Annotated in this window: 10 protein-coding genes and 3 tRNA genes; 7 read left to right on the top strand and 6 right to left on the bottom strand. The window is 66.4% G+C overall.

The genetic code is table 11. The features are described 5' to 3' along the window. Positions 1-52 precede the first annotated feature (52 nt). Positions 53-2,512, bottom strand: coding sequence for a ribonuclease R (gene rnr, locus AC5P57_RS02905; protein ID WP_262236233.1), 2,460 nt, complete (start codon positions 2,510-2,512; stop codon positions 53-55). 128 nt (positions 2,513-2,640) lie between these two features. On the opposite strand from rnr, the gene AC5P57_RS02900 reads away from it, so the two are divergent. Next, positions 2,641-2,725: transfer RNA gene (locus tag AC5P57_RS02900), tRNA-Leu, on the top strand. A gap of 205 nt (positions 2,726-2,930) precedes the next feature. After that, positions 2,931-3,015: transfer RNA gene (locus AC5P57_RS02895), tRNA-Leu, on the top strand. Between the two features lie 56 nt (positions 3,016-3,071). Here AC5P57_RS02895 and AC5P57_RS02890 read toward each other — a convergent pair. Beyond that, positions 3,072-3,818: a sulfite exporter TauE/SafE family protein gene (locus AC5P57_RS02890; RefSeq protein WP_099551087.1), complete on the bottom strand. Its 747-nt coding sequence runs from the start codon at positions 3,816-3,818 to the stop codon at positions 3,072-3,074. A 99-nt stretch (positions 3,819-3,917) separates the two neighbouring features. Here AC5P57_RS02890 and AC5P57_RS02885 point away from each other — a divergent pair, with 99 nt between their 5' ends. The 3 genes from AC5P57_RS02885 to AC5P57_RS02875 all read left to right on the top strand — a co-directional run bounded on the left by AC5P57_RS02885 (position 3,918) and on the right by AC5P57_RS02875 (position 5,551). Then, positions 3,918-4,817 (top strand): LysR family transcriptional regulator, encoded by a 900-nt coding sequence (locus AC5P57_RS02885; protein WP_262236232.1) that lies wholly within the window; start codon positions 3,918-3,920, stop codon positions 4,815-4,817. A gap of 50 nt (positions 4,818-4,867) precedes the next feature. Continuing rightward, positions 4,868-4,952: transfer RNA gene (locus AC5P57_RS02880), tRNA-Leu, on the top strand. A gap of 320 nt (positions 4,953-5,272) precedes the next feature. Then, positions 5,273-5,551 (top strand): hypothetical protein, encoded by a 279-nt coding sequence (locus AC5P57_RS02875; RefSeq protein WP_099551085.1) that lies wholly within the window; start codon positions 5,273-5,275, stop codon positions 5,549-5,551. Positions 5,552-5,662: 111 nt separating this feature from the next. Here the strand turns inward: AC5P57_RS02875 and emrB are convergent, their stop codons facing one another. The 4 genes from emrB to emrR are packed head-to-tail and all read right to left on the bottom strand — an operon-like array spanning position 5,663 to position 10,380. After that, positions 5,663-7,249, bottom strand: coding sequence for a multidrug efflux MFS transporter permease subunit EmrB (gene emrB, locus AC5P57_RS02870; RefSeq protein WP_099551084.1), 1,587 nt, complete (start codon positions 7,247-7,249; stop codon positions 5,663-5,665). A 7-nt stretch (positions 7,250-7,256) separates the two neighbouring features. Next, on the bottom strand, positions 7,257-8,435 hold the full coding sequence (gene emrA / locus AC5P57_RS02865; protein ID WP_099551083.1) for a multidrug efflux MFS transporter periplasmic adaptor subunit EmrA: 1,179 nt from the start codon (positions 8,433-8,435) through the stop codon (positions 7,257-7,259). Between the two features lie 11 nt (positions 8,436-8,446). Further along, positions 8,447-9,940 (bottom strand): multidrug efflux transporter outer membrane subunit EmrC, encoded by a 1,494-nt coding sequence (gene emrC, locus AC5P57_RS02860; RefSeq protein WP_262236231.1) that lies wholly within the window; start codon positions 9,938-9,940, stop codon positions 8,447-8,449. Continuing rightward, positions 9,937-10,380 (bottom strand): multidrug efflux system transcriptional regulator EmrR, encoded by a 444-nt coding sequence (gene emrR, locus AC5P57_RS02855; RefSeq protein ID WP_126928107.1) that lies wholly within the window; start codon positions 10,378-10,380, stop codon positions 9,937-9,939. The genes emrC and emrR overlap by 4 nt, the downstream gene beginning before the upstream one ends. Before the next feature lie 172 nt (positions 10,381-10,552). On the opposite strand from emrR, the gene AC5P57_RS02850 reads away from it, so the two are divergent. After that, positions 10,553-11,434 (top strand): helix-turn-helix domain-containing protein, encoded by an 882-nt coding sequence (locus tag AC5P57_RS02850; RefSeq protein WP_185959191.1) that lies wholly within the window; start codon positions 10,553-10,555, stop codon positions 11,432-11,434. Between the two features lie 60 nt (positions 11,435-11,494). Continuing rightward, a complete protein-coding gene (parC, locus tag AC5P57_RS02845; protein ID WP_099551079.1) occupies positions 11,495-13,738 on the top strand; it encodes a DNA topoisomerase IV subunit A in 2,244 nt (747 codons plus the stop codon). The last annotated feature ends 54 nt before the right edge of the window (positions 13,739-13,792 follow it).

Here is a 13,792-nt window from a genome sequence, read left to right as displayed (position 1 = left end):
CCTTGGTTGGCACACCGCGAATGTTCAGCCGAGCATGGCTCGGCCCTACCGATCAATACTGCTTCTTGGTGCGCTTGGCCGGCTTGCCACGCTCGGGCAGCGGCGGCAGGTCATCGCCTTCGTCCTCGCCCTTGTGTTCGACCAGGCGGAAGTCGATCTTGCGCTCTTCCATGCTGGCCTTCAGCACCAGGATGCGCACGCGGTCGCCCAGCCGGTAGCTGCTGCCACGGCGTTCGCCGGTCAGCGTCTTGCGGGTGGCGTCGAACTTGTAATAGTCCTGCGGCAGCTGGGTCACGTGCACCAGGCCCTGCACCTTCGACTCGTCCAGTTCGACGAACAGGCCGAAGCTGGTCACGCCGCTGATCACGCCGTCGAACTGCCCGCCCACGTGCTTTTCCATCCACGCGGCGCGGTAGCGCTCGTCCACCTCGCGCTCTGCCTCGTCTGCCCGACGCTCGCGCTCGGAACACTGCAGCGCCAGCGCAGCCATTTCGCGGGCGTTGTAGGTGAACTTGTCCAGCGACTTGCCGGACAGCGCGTGCTTGATCGCGCGGTGCACCAGCAGGTCGGGATAGCGGCGGATCGGCGAGGTGAAGTGCGCGTACGCCTCCAGTGCCAGGCCGAAGTGACCGTGGTTTTCCGGGCTGTAGATCGCCAGGCTCTGGCTGCGCAGCAGCACCGATTCCAGCAGCGTGGCATCGGGGCGGTCACGGATCTTCTTCAACAGCTTGGTGTAATCGCCCGGGCGCACCTTCGACCACGGCGGCAGGCTCAGCTTGAACTCCTTGAGGAATTCCAGCAGGTCGGCGTACTTGGTTTCCGGCGGCTTCTCGTGGATGCGGTACGGGGCCGGCACGTGGCGCGACAGCAGGTACTTCGCCGCCTCGACGTTGGCCGCGATCATGCATTCCTCGATCAGCTTGTGCGCATCGTTGCGCACCAGCATGCCGGCCTGGGTGACTTCACCGCGGTTGTCCAGCACGAAGCGCACTTCGCTGCTTTCGAACTCGATGGCACCCCGCTTGGCGCGTGCCTTGGACAGCACCTTGTACAGCTGGTGCAGGCGCTGCACCTGCGGCAGCAGGTCACCCATCCAGGCCTTGGTATCGGCATCGTCCTCGCCCACCGCCTTCCACACCTGGGTGTAGGTCAAGCGCGCGTGCGAGTTCATCACCGCTTCGTAGAAGCGGGAATGCGTGACCAGGCCGTCGCGGTCGATCTGCATGTCGCAGACGAAGCACATGCGGTCGACCTTCGGCATCAGCGAGCAGATGCCGTTGGACAGCGTCTCCGGCAGCATCGGCACCACGAAGCCCGGGAAGTACACCGAGGTGGCGCGCTTCTGTGCTTCCTCGTCCAGCGGCGTGCCCGGACGAACGTAGTTGGAGACATCGGCAATCGCCACCACCAGGCGGAAACCATCGGCATTCGGCTCGCAGTACACCGCGTCGTCGAAGTCCTTGGCATCCTCGCCATCGATGGTGACCAACGGCGTGCTGCGCAGGTCGACGCGGCCGCCGATCATCGCCGGCTCGACCACCAGCGGCACCGAGGCGGCTTCGTCCAGCACCTCCTGCGGGAACTCGAACGGCAGCTCGTGGCCATGGATGGCGGTCTCCACCACCAGCGAGGCGGTCAGCTTGTCGCCGAGCACGGCGATGATGCGGCCGATCGGCGGGCGGCGGCTGTCCGGCGCCTGGGTCAGCTCGCAGACCACCAGCTGGCCGTCACGCGCGCCGCCGGTCTGGTCTGGCGGCACCTGCACGTTGCGCTGCACGCGCTTGTCGTCGGGCACCACGTAATTGATGCCCATCTCGATGCTGAAGCGACCGATCAGGCGGGTCATGCCGCGTTCGAGCACGCGGGCGATGCTGCCTTCGCGACGGCCACGGTGGTCGATGCCGGTCACGCGGGCCAGCACCTTGTCGCCGTGCATCACCTTGCGCATTTCATACGGCGGCAGGAACAGATCGTCGCCACCCTCGACCGGGCGCAGGAAGCCGAACCCTTCCGGGTTGGCGATCACCACGCCGGTCACCAGGTTCAGGGTCTGGATCGGGGCGAAGCCGCCACGGCGGTTCTGCACCAGCTGGCCATCACGGACCATGGCGCCGAGCCGGCGCGACAGCGCCTCGGCACGGTCCGGTGCGGTCAGTCCCAGGCGTGCGCCCAGTTCCTCGGCGGTCTGCGGCCCTTCGCAGCGCTCCAGCAGGGCCAGGATGGCCTCGCGGCTGGCGATGGGTTGTTCGTATTTCTCCGCTTCGCGCGCGGCGTAGGGATCGTCGATCACCTTGCCGGTCGGCGGCAGCTTGCGGCCCGGGGCCGGGCCCGGTGCGTCGCTACTGCGGACCTTGCGGCCACGCGGTGGTGCGCCGCCTTCATTCAATTCAGGGAACCAGCCCGGCAACGGCTTGCCCGGCTTGGTGGCGCGGGCTGTGCCCGCCTTGGCGCCCTTCTTCGGGGCCTGGCTGCGGGAGGTGCTCCCGCCCTTGCTTGGTTTTTTGGTAGTCATCGCCCTACATGGTAGCCGTTGACGGCGTGCAGAACGGGTCAGCGGCCGTCTTGAAGGCCTTGCGTGAAAAATGTTCAGGAAGTCGTTGACAGCCTGCGGATTCATCTTCACAATTGCGCCTCTGGAACGCCCAGGTGGCGGAATTGGTAGACGCACTAGTTTCAGGTACTAGCGGGTAAAACCGTGGAGGTTCGAGTCCTCTCCTGGGCACCAACGAAAAAACTCCTCGCTTCGGCGGGGATTTTTTTTGCCTGTAATCCAGCAATGGGGTCGGATCTCTTTCCAAAGGAAAGGGCCCTGACCCCAAGCAGGTTGGATGGGGTCGGAGCCCGTTCCGCACGCGAAACGGAATCAGACCCCGGATCCAGAAAAAGTGTTGACACCTCCATAACAACACCCCATAATCTCGCTCCTCGACGCCCAGGTGGCGGAATTGGTAGACGCACTAGTTTCAGGTACTAGCGGGTAAAACCGTGGAGGTTCGAGTCCTCTCCTGGGCACCACGTCGAGAATGAGAAAAGCCCGCGAAAGCGGGTTTTTTCATGGCCGGAATCCAGCATCAGAACAGCGGCCGCAGCACCAGCTCCAGCCCGAGCAGCAGCAGGAACCCAAGGAAACAGGCGCGGAACACCCGCGCACTGATCCGCTGCCGGATCACCTGCCCCAGCCACATGCCCAGCAATGCCGGCAGCACCGCCAGCGCACTCAGCCCCAGCTGCTGGATGCCGAATGCGCCGTGCAGCACCAGGCCGGTGGTCAGCGAAATCGTCGACACGGTGAAGGCCAGTCCCAGCGCCTGCACCAGCTCCTCGCGCTGCAACCCCAGCGACTGCAGGTACGGCACCGCCGGCATCACGAACACGCCGGTGGCGCCGGTCACCACGCCCGACAACGCGCCCACCAGCGGCCCCAGCCAACGCTCGCGCCGCTGCGGCACGCGGAACACCGGCGCAAGCAGGGCATAGGCCGCATAGACCACCAATGCCACGCCCAGTGCAACGCGCGACCAGGTGCGATCCACCCGTACCAGCAGCGCGGCCGAACCCAGCGTCACCACCACCACCGCCAGCATCATCGGCCACAGGCGCCGCACGATGTGGCCCAGCGATGGCCCGGACAACAGCTGCCATGCATTGGTGACAAAGGTGGGGATGAACAGCATCGATGCCGCCGCCACCGGCGACAGCGTACTGCCGAGCAACCCCATCGCCACGGTCGGCAGGCCCATGCCGGTCACGCCCTTGACCACGCCGGCCAGCACGAACACCACTACCAGCAGCACGTAGAAGTACATCGATTCATTCATACCTTCATTGGATCGACCGACCACCCGGCGCACAATGCGGTCTTCCCGGCCACGCCTTCGGCTGATCCGAAGGCTCAGGCGTTGCAATGAGGGCATCACATGCGGATGGATATCGCCGACCTGCGCCTGTTCCTGGCCATTGCCGAAGCCGGCAGCATCACGGCCGGCGCGGCCCAGGCGAACCTGGCACTGGCTTCGGCCAGCGAACGCCTGCGCACGATCGAAGCCGATGCCGGCACCCCGCTGTTGAACCGGCATCCACGTGGCGTCAGCCTGACCGAAGCCGGTGCCGCCCTCGCCCACCATGCACGCCTGATCCTGCAGCAGCAGGCACAGCTGCGCGGTGAACTGCAGGCGTTCGCACACGGTGCGCGCGGCACCCTGCATCTGTATGCCAACACCGCAGCGCTGACCAACTACCTGCCCTCGCGGCTCGCGCCATGGCTGGCCGAACGCCCGCGCCTGCACGTGGAACTGCTGGAGCGCACCAGCCCTGAAGTCGTGCGTGCGATCAGCGCTGGCCAGGCCGAGGCCGGCATCATCAGTGATGCGGTCGACGCCGCCGGCCTGCACCAGCATGTGGTCGCGGAAGACCCGCTGGTGATGCTGCTGCCTGCAGACCACCGCTTCGCATCGCGGCCAAGCGTGGCCTTCGCCGATGCTGCCGGCGAGACCTTCGTTGCCCTGGCCGATGGCAATGCACTGCAGACCTACATCGAAGACCAGGCGCGCGACATCGGGCGTCGCCTGGACGTGCGCATCCGCATGAAGACCTTCGAGGGAGTCTGCATCATGGTCGGCCACGGCATTGGTGTCGGCATCGTGCCGCGTACCATTGCGCGCCAGCATCGACGCAGTACGCGTACCGTTGCGGTGCCGCTTGCAGATGCGTGGGCACAACGCCGCCTGTGCGCCTGTTTCGCCGAGTGGGCACAGCTGTCACCGGCGATGCGCAGCCTGCTGCATCACCTGGGCGTGCAGCCGCAGAAAAAAGTGTGAAATGTTGTTGACACACTCTCTGCCGTACCGCACAATTCATCTCCTGAGTCGCCCAGGTGGCGGAATTGGTAGACGCACTAGTTTCAGGTACTAGCGGGTAAAACCGTGGAGGTTCGAGTCCTCTCCTGGGCACCACGACTCAAGATGATCAAACCCGCGAAAGCGGGTTTTTTCGTTTCCGGTGTTCGGCGAACCTGGCATCGCATCTACCGCTCGGACTGTCGTATCTCGCACCACCCGGGAGTCGCCTGCTGGTGCATACATCCTCTCAGCGCGTCGTTACCCGACCTTGAACGGCCCCCTTTTGGGCCGCACTTCACGTTACCCGTTCAATTCGTACTTTTCCTAGTCGAGATCCACCCGATTTCTTTTCGGTGGGAGGCAGATTTACGGGAGCCGGTTGCAGGTGTATCGCCACGACCTGACCAGCGCCCCCTTCCCCCAAGGACGCACCAATGCAGCGCAGCATCATCTGCCCTCACTGTCATACCGTCTCGAACCACGGCGTACGCGTATGCGTGGGATGCCAGGCCGAGGCCCACTACGGCGCATCGAAGGAGGCCGTAATGCTTGTCGTTGTCGCCGCCATCATCTGCGGCGCACTGGTCGGCAGCCGATTGCAGGCCACTGCCGGCTGGGTCACATGCGGCGCCGTACTTGTGGCGGGAATGTGGGCCATTTCCCGATTGTTCTGCGACCGGGTGGTGTTCAAACGCGTCTATCGCACACGCTGAGCCTGCGCCGTTGCACTACCCCATCGACATGGCCCGTACGACCCGCGTTGCACAAACAAAAACCCCGCCTTGCGGCGGGGTCAAAATACAGCACGTGTTTCCAGGGAGTTTTCAGTGCCCGCCACCGGCGGCCGCACCCGCACCCGCGCCGAACGGCGGCTTGGCCAGCCACAGGAACGCGATGATCGCCAGGAAGATCCAGCCCAGCAGGAAGAAGATGTCGTTGAAGCCCATCTGCGATGCCTGGTGGTTGATCATGTTGTTCAGTACCGCCGCGCCATGTTGCAGGTCGCCCTGCCCCATCGCCGTCACCTGGTCCTGCATGCCCGGCTGATAGGCCGAGATGTGCTCGGTCAGGTCGGCATGGTGCACCTGGGTACGCCGCGCCCACAGCCACGTTGTCAGCGACGCCGCGAAACTGCCGCCCAGCGTACGCAGGAAGGTGGCCAGGCCGGAGCCCGCCGCGATCTCGCGCCCATCCAGGTCCGACAGCAGGATCTGCAGCACCGGCATGAAGAACAGCGCGACGCCGATGCCCATGATCAGCTGTACGCCCGCTACATGGGTGTAGTCCACCTGCAGGTTGAAGTTCGAACGCAGGAAGCTGGTCATCGACAACACGATGAACGCAATCGTAGCCAGCATCCGCATATCGAAGCGCGAGGCGTACTTGCCCACGAACGGGGTCATGATCACCGGCAGGATGCCGATCGGCGCCGTCGCCAGGCCCGCCCAGATCGCGGTGTAGCCCATGTCACGCTGCAGCCACTGCGGAATCAGCAGGGCCACGCTGAAGAACGCCGCGTAGGCCACCACCATCGCCAACGTACCGGCGCGGAAGTTGCGGTGCCGGAACAGCTTCAGGTCGACGATCGGATCCTTGTCGGTCAGCTCCCAGATCAGGAACACCGTCAGCGTCACCACCGCCACGCAGGCCAGCACCACGATCTTCATCGACGAGAACCAGTCCTCGTCGTTGCCCAGGTCGAGCACCAGCTGCAGCGCACCGACACCGATCACAAGGGTGACCAGGCCGACGTAGTCCATCTTCGGCTTCTCGATGTGCTCCGGGCGCCCCTTCAACTGGTTGCCTACCACCAGCGCGGCAAAGATGCCCAGCGGCACGTTGATCAGGAAGATCCATTCCCAGCTGTAGTTGTCGGTGATCCAGCCACCGAGGATCGGGCCGCAGATCGGCGCCACCACCGTGATCATCGCCAGCAGCGCCAAGGCCTGCCCACGTTTCTCGCGTGGATAGATCGAGACCAGCAGCGACTGCGTGATCGGGTACATCGGGCCGGCCACGAAGCCCTGCAGCGCACGCGACAGCACCAGCATGCCCATGCTCTGTGCCAGGCCGCACAGCAACGAAGTGATGACGAAGGCCAGCGTGGCCCAGACGAACAGCTTGCGTTCGCCGAAACGGCGGCTGAGCCAGCCGGTCAGCGGCAGCGCGATGGCCGTGCTGACCGCGAACGAGGTGATGACCCAGGTCGCCTGCTGCGAACTGGCACCGAGGTTACCGGCGATGGTCGGCAGCGAGACGTTGGCGATGGTGGTGTCGAGCACCTGCATGAACGACGCCATCGCCAGGCCGACGGTGCACAGGGCGACGCTGGGCGGCAGGAACCCGGAGGCCGCACCCGGCGCCGCCGGTGCGCCCGGAGCGCCGGGCGCGGCTGGAGCTTGTGCGGACATGGCGACCTCAGCCCACCTTCGCCTGCTGCGGCAGGTTGCCCTGGATGATCGTATGGATCACCTCATCGGCATCATGCAGCTGCTTGGCATACACGTCGGTGTCGAACACCGTGCCCTTGGCCGGCGTGCTCGGCAGCACTTCGCCCTTCTGGTCGCGCAGGCTCACTTCAGCCTTCATCGACAGGCCGATGCGCAGCGGGTGTTCGGCCAGCTGCTTGGCATCGATGGCGATGCGCACCGGCACGCGCTGCACGATCTTGATCCAGTTGCCGCTGGCGTTCTGCGCCGGCAGCAGCGAGAACGCCGAGCCGGTGCCCAGGCCCAGGCTCTGGATGCGGCCCTTGTACTTCACGTCGCCGGCGTACAGATCCGACTTCAGCTCCACTTCCTGGCCCAGGCGCATGTGGCGCAGCTGGGTTTCCTTGAAGTTGGCCTCGACCCACATCTGCTCGGTCGGCACCACCGCCATCAGGGCATTGCCCGGCTGCACGCGCTGGCCGACCTGCACCGAACGACGGGCAACGTAGCCGGTCACCGGCGCGACGATGCCGGCGCGGGCGTTGTTGAGGAAGGCCTGGCGCAGCTGCGCGGCGGCGGCCTGCACGTCCGGCTGGGTGGCGATCACGGTGTCGTCGACCAGCGCGCGGTTGCGCTCGACGGTCTCGCGCGAACCGGCCACGGCGGCTTCGGCAGCGGCCAGCTCGTCACGGGCATGGGCCAGTTCTTCATTGGAGATGGCACCGGTGGCGGCCAGGTCCTTGCGACGGGCGAAATCTTCGCGCACGCGCTTCAGGGTCACCTGGCGGGCGTTCAAGTCCGCCTGCGCGCCCTCCACGCTGCGGTACAGGCCACGGGTCTGGCGCACGGTCTTGGCCAGGTTGGCTTCGGCCTGCTGCAGTGCCACCGAGGTGTCGGACGGATCCAGCTGTACCAGCAGCTGGCCGCGCTCCACGCGCATGCCGTCATCGGCGTTGATGGCGACCACGGTACCGGCCACCAGCGGGGTGATCTGCACCTGGTTGCCCTGCACGTAGGCGTCGTCGGTCTCTTCGAACCAACGGCCGAACATGAAGTACCACAGCGCCAGTGCTGCAAGCAGCAGCACGACGATCACGAACAGGCCGCGCAGCAGGTTGCCGCGGCGGTTGGGGGCGGCCGGGGCCGCGGTGTCTTGGGTCTGGCTCATGGCAGGCGTCTTCAGGAATGCGAGGAATTGGAATGGGAGGCGATCGGTGCGAGGTCGGCTTCAGCGGGCTGGAAACCACCGCCCAGCGCCTTGCTCAGGCGCACCGAGGACTGCACCTGCTGCGACTGCAGCCCGGCCAGCTGCTGCTGCGACTGCAGCAGGGTGGACTGCGCGGTCAGCACGTCCAGGTAGCTGCCGATGCCGGCGCGGTAGCGCTGCTGGGCCAGATCGAAGGCCGAGCGCGCGGTGTCCACCGCCTGCTGCTGCGAGTGCGCCTGCTGCGCCAGCGAACGCACTGCATTGACCTGGTCGGCAACGTCGCGCAATGCGTCGAGCACGGCCTGGTTGTAGTTGGCCACCGCCAGGTCGTACTGCGCATCGGTGTTGGCCAGGTTGGCGCGCAGCTTGCCCCCCTCGAAGATCGGCAGGCTCAGCGCCGGGCCGATGTAGGCGAAGGTGGAGCTGCTCTTCAGCAGGTCGCCCACGTTCGGGGCGACCACGCCGGCCAGCGCGGTCAGGTTGAAGCTCGGGTAGAACTTGGTCTTCGCAACCTTGATCTGCTTGTCGGCCGCTTCCACGCGCCAGCGTGCGGCGACGATGTCGGGGCGACGACCCAGCAGTTCGCTGGGCAACACGCCCGGCAGTTGCAGGGCCATCGGATTCAACGGCTGCGGGCGCTGGATCGACAGGCCGCGGTCCGGCCCCTTGCCGACCAGCGCGGCCAGCGCGGTGCGGGCGGCATCGATGCGCTGCTGCGCGGCCTGCACCTGCTGCTGCGCGGCGGGCACGCGGGCCTCGGCCTGGCGCACCTGCAGATCACTGTCGATACCGGCGCTGCGACGCTGGCGGGTCAGTTCCAGCGACTTCTGCGAACGGGCCAGCTCTTCCTCGGCCACGTCGTTGAGCTGCCACGCATAGGCCAGGTCGGCATAGGCCTGGGTGATGCCGGTGGACAGGTTCAGGCGTGCAGCCTGGGCTTCGACAGTGGCGGCATGGGCGCCGTCCACGGCCGCTTCCCAGGCAGCGCGCTTGCCACCCCACAGGTCCACGCCATAGCTGAAGTCGAAGGCGACCTGGCTGCTGCCGGCGTAGTGGCCACCCATCTCGCTGCCTGCCATCGACTCAGGCAGGCGCAGGCCGGTATAGCCACCGGACACCGACAGGCTCGGCAGTCGATCGGCACGCGCGGTACCCACCTGGGACTGGGCCTGGCGCAGGCGCGCATCGGCGGCGGCCAGGCTCGGGTGACCGGCCAGGCCTTCGGCAACCAGGGCGTCCAGCTGTGCATCGCCCAGCGCCTTCCACCAGTCCTGCGCCGGGAAGCCGGTGGCGCTCAGGTCGGTGTCGGCCAGGGTGCGTTCGCTGTGCAGGCTGTCCACGTCGAGCACGTGGCCCTGCGGGTTGAGGCCACGACTGCTGGCGCAGGCGGCCAGGGCCAGGGCCAGCGCTGACACCAGCAGCGCGCGCCCGGACCGGCGGAGAGTGGAATGCGGGATCGGGTTCATGGGGTCGTCAGGGAATCGCGGATTCGGGTAAGGAGGGACAGCAGCAGCGTGCGCTCGTCGGCGGAAAGATCACGCAGGGCGTAATCCATCACCGCGTCGCCGCGCAGCTTCAGCCGCGCCCACAGTGCGCGGCCTTCATCGGTCAGCACGATCTGCAGCGCACGCCGGTCCTGGGCATGCGGTTCGCGGCGGACGCAGCCCAGCGACTCCAGCTTGTCCAGCAGGCGGGTCACCGCACTGGGCACCTGGTCGATGGCCTGGGCCAGCTCGTTGGCCGTGCACGGGGCCATGTTGGAAAGCACCTTCAACCCGATGTAATGGGTGAAGCCGATACCCAGGTCTTCTTCAGCCATGGATGCGTCGAGTTGACGGACCAGGCCGTCGCGCACCTGGCGCAGCAGCAGGCCGAAGCTGGGGGGAGTGGTTGCAGGACAGATCATGGGGGAGCATTCTCTTCCAAAAAAAATATTTCTCAATGGAAATATTCGATCTGGCATCGAATGCTGTGTTGCAGCAGCGGGCTGGATCAATGAAGGCGCCTACCTTAATGATCTGGTCAGGTGGCCCGGTAGTACAATTCAGCCAATGGATGACACATTTCAGCCAGCGGATATGATGAACAAGGCAGAAATCCCCCCTTCCAAGCGGTTGTTGCGCGACGACGCGCTGGATTGGTTCGAGCGCAATGACGGGCCACCGGTTGTCGCTTTCCGCTTCGACAGCCCCTTGGGCCTGGTCCGTGAAGTGGACTGGCACCACCACCAGCGCGCGCAGCTGATCTGCGTCGAACGCGGCCTGCTGACCACCCGGACCTCGCACGGCACGTGGTCACTGGCGCCGGGCTCGGCCGGCTGGATGCCGCCGCTGGAGCCGCATACGGTCACCCTGGACGGCCCGCTGCGCGGCTGGGGCATGGCACTGGCCGCGCCAGCCTGCGCCACCCTGCCCGCCGATCCCTGCGTGCTGGGCCTGTCTAAGCTGGCGCAGGCGCTGGCCGACCGCATCTGCGAATGGCCGCTGGGCTATGACACCACGCCCGAGCGCCAGCACATCATCGAGGTGCTGCTGGATGAGATCCGCACCGCGCCGCGCCAGCGCATGCATCTGCCGATGCCGCATGACCGGCGCCTGCTGAAGATCGCCTCGCAGCTGCTGGCCGACCCGTCCGACGAGCGCAGCCTGGCCGAGTGGGCGCACTGGGCCGGGCTGTCGCCGCGCAGCCTGACCCGCCACTTCCGCGACGAGACCACGCTCAGCTTCGCCCAGTGGCGGCAGCAGGCCCGGCTGTCCGAAGCCCTGCGCCAGCTGACCGACGGCCGCAGCGTCGCCGACATCGCCCATGCACTGGGCTTCAGCAGCGCCAGCGCCTTCGTCACCGTGTTCCGCCGCCACTTCGGGCTGCCGCCGGGGCGCTACCTGGCGCGGGCCGGACATGGCCTGGAAACCGGGCTGGACCCTGCGCGCGGCTTGGCATCCCCCGCCGCATCCGGATAATCACAGGATTGCGAGCGGCGACCGCCGTCGCCGCCTCCCGACAACAGGTAACAACGCCGCATGACCGAACTTGCCCGCCCCGTGTTCCACGGATTCGAACAACTGCCGCTGCGCGAGTACGCCGAACGCGCCTACCTCGACTACTCGATGTACGTGGTCCTGGACCGCGCCCTGCCGTTCATCGGCGACGGCCTGAAGCCCGTGCAGCGCCGCATCATCTATTCGATGAGCGAGCTGGGCCTGAATGCCGCGTCCAAGCCGAAGAAGTCCGCGCGCACCGTCGGTGACGTCATCGGTAAGTACCACCCGCACGGCGACAGCGCGTGCTACGAGGCGCTGGTGCTGATGGCCCAGCCGTTCTCGTACCGCTACCCGCTGATCGAGGGCCAGGGCAACTTCGGCTCCAGCGACGACCCGAAGTCGTTCGCCGCGATGCGTTACACCGAATCCAAGCTGACCCCGATCGCCGAAGTGCTGCTGGGCGAGCTGGGCCAGGGCACCACCGACTGGGCACCGAACTTCGACGGCACCCTGCAGGAACCGACCTGGATGCCGGCGCGGCTGCCGCACCTGCTGCTGAACGGCACCACCGGCATCGCCGTGGGCATGGCCACCGACGTGCCGCCGCACAATCTCAACGAGATCGTCAGCGCGCTGCTGCACCTGCTGGACAACCCCGATGCCAGCGTGCGCGACCTGTGCGAGCACGTGCAGGGCCCGGACTACCCCTCCAGCGCCGAGATCATCACCGCCGCCAACGATCTGCGGAACATGTACGAGACCGGCAACGGCAGCGTGCGTGCGCGTGCGACCTTCACCAAGGAAGCCAACAACATCGTGGTGACGGCGCTGCCGTTCCAGGTGTCGCCGTCGAAGGTGATCGAGCAGATCGCCGCACAGATGCGTGCCAAGAAGCTGCCGTGGCTGGAGGACATCCGCGATGAGTCCGACCACGCCAACCCGGTGCGCGTGGTGCTGGTGCCGCGCTCCAACCGTGTCGACGCCGAGCAGCTGATGGGCCACCTGTTCGCCACCACGGACATGGAGCGCAGCTACCGCGTCAACCTCAACGTGATCGGGCTGGACGGCCGTCCGCAGGTGAAGAACCTGAAGATGCTGCTCAGCGAATGGCTGACCTTCCGCAGCAACACCGTCACCCGCCGCCTGCAGCACCGCCTGCAGAAGGTCGAGCGCCGCCTGCACCTGTTGGAGGGCCTGCTGGTCGCCTTCCTCAACCTGGACGAGGTGATCCACATCATCCGTACCGAGGACGAACCGAAGGCCGCGCTGATCGCGCGCTTCGGCCTGTCCGACGACCAGGCCGAGTACATCCTGGAAACCAAGCTGAAGCAGCTGGCCCGCCTGGAGGAGATGAAGATCCGTGGCGAGCAGGACGAGCTGGCCAAGGAGCGCGAGAAGATCCTCGGCATCCTCGACAGCAAGGCCAAGCTGAAGAAGCTGATCCGCGACGAACTGACCGCCGACGCCAAGAAGTTCGGCGACGCACGCCGCTCGCCGCTGGTGCAGCGCCAGGCCGCGCAGGCCATCGACGAGACCGAGCTGGTGCCGAGCGAGCCGATGACCGTGGTGTTGTCAGAGAAGGGCTGGATCCGCGCGGCCAAGGGCCACGACGTCGATGCATCCGCGCTGTCCTACCGCGACGGTGATGCGCTGCAGGGCGCGGTGCGTGCGCGCAGCACCCAGCAGGTTGCGTTCCTCGACAGCGAGGGCCGCGCCTACTCCACGCCGGTGCACACCCTGCCCTCGGCGCGCGGCAACGGTGAACCGCTGACCGGCCGCTTCTCGCCGGCACCGGGCACCAGCTTCGTGACCCTGGCCAGTGCCGAGCCGGATGCCCGCTTCGTGCTGGCCTCCAGTCATGGCTATGGCTTTGTCACCCGCTTCGAGAACCTGATCGGTCGCAACAAGGCCGGCAAGGCGATGCTGAACCTGTCGTCCGGTTCCTCGGTGCTGACCCCGTCGGTGCTCGCCAACGTGGCCACCGACCGCATCGTGGCGGTGACCAGTTCGGGCAACCTGCTGGCGATTGCTGCCAACGACCTGCCGGAACTGGACAAGGGCAAGGGCAACAAGATCATCGAGATCCCGAAGGCCAAGCTCGCCACCGAACGCGTGGTCGCCATCGTGGCGATCAGCCCGGGGCAGACCCTGCAGGTACGCAGTGGCCAGCGCACCATGGGCCTGAAGTTCAATGAGCTGGACGCCTACCTCGGCGCCCGCGCCACCCGCGGCCACCTGCTGCCGCGCGGCTGGCAGAAGGTGGAAGGGTTGTCGGTGGAGTGAGGGCTGGGGGTCGGACCCCGTTCCAACGGAACGGGCTCTGACTCCGGACACGAA

Source organism: Stenotrophomonas sp. YJH_SMC_79 (assembly GCF_059367995.1).
This window is presented reverse-complemented; position numbering and strand designations above follow the sequence as displayed.

Coding starts and splice junctions, on each gene's coding strand:
- rnr (WP_262236233.1), bottom strand. CDS start 2,512: ATGACTACCAAAAAACCAAGCAAGGGCGGGAGCACCTCCCGCAGCCAG.
- AC5P57_RS02890 (WP_099551087.1), bottom strand. CDS start 3,818: ATGAATGAATCGATGTACTTCTACGTGCTGCTGGTAGTGGTGTTCGTG.
- AC5P57_RS02885 (WP_262236232.1), top strand. CDS start 3,918: ATGCGGATGGATATCGCCGACCTGCGCCTGTTCCTGGCCATTGCCGAA.
- AC5P57_RS02875 (WP_099551085.1), top strand. CDS start 5,273: ATGCAGCGCAGCATCATCTGCCCTCACTGTCATACCGTCTCGAACCAC.
- emrB (WP_099551084.1), bottom strand. CDS start 7,249: ATGTCCGCACAAGCTCCAGCCGCGCCCGGCGCTCCGGGCGCACCGGCG.
- emrA (WP_099551083.1), bottom strand. CDS start 8,435: ATGAGCCAGACCCAAGACACCGCGGCCCCGGCCGCCCCCAACCGCCGC.
- emrC (WP_262236231.1), bottom strand. CDS start 9,940: ATGAACCCGATCCCGCATTCCACTCTCCGCCGGTCCGGGCGCGCGCTG.
- emrR (WP_126928107.1), bottom strand. CDS start 10,380: ATGATCTGTCCTGCAACCACTCCCCCCAGCTTCGGCCTGCTGCTGCGC.
- AC5P57_RS02850 (WP_185959191.1), top strand. CDS start 10,553: ATGATGAACAAGGCAGAAATCCCCCCTTCCAAGCGGTTGTTGCGCGAC.
- parC (WP_099551079.1), top strand. CDS start 11,495: ATGACCGAACTTGCCCGCCCCGTGTTCCACGGATTCGAACAACTGCCG.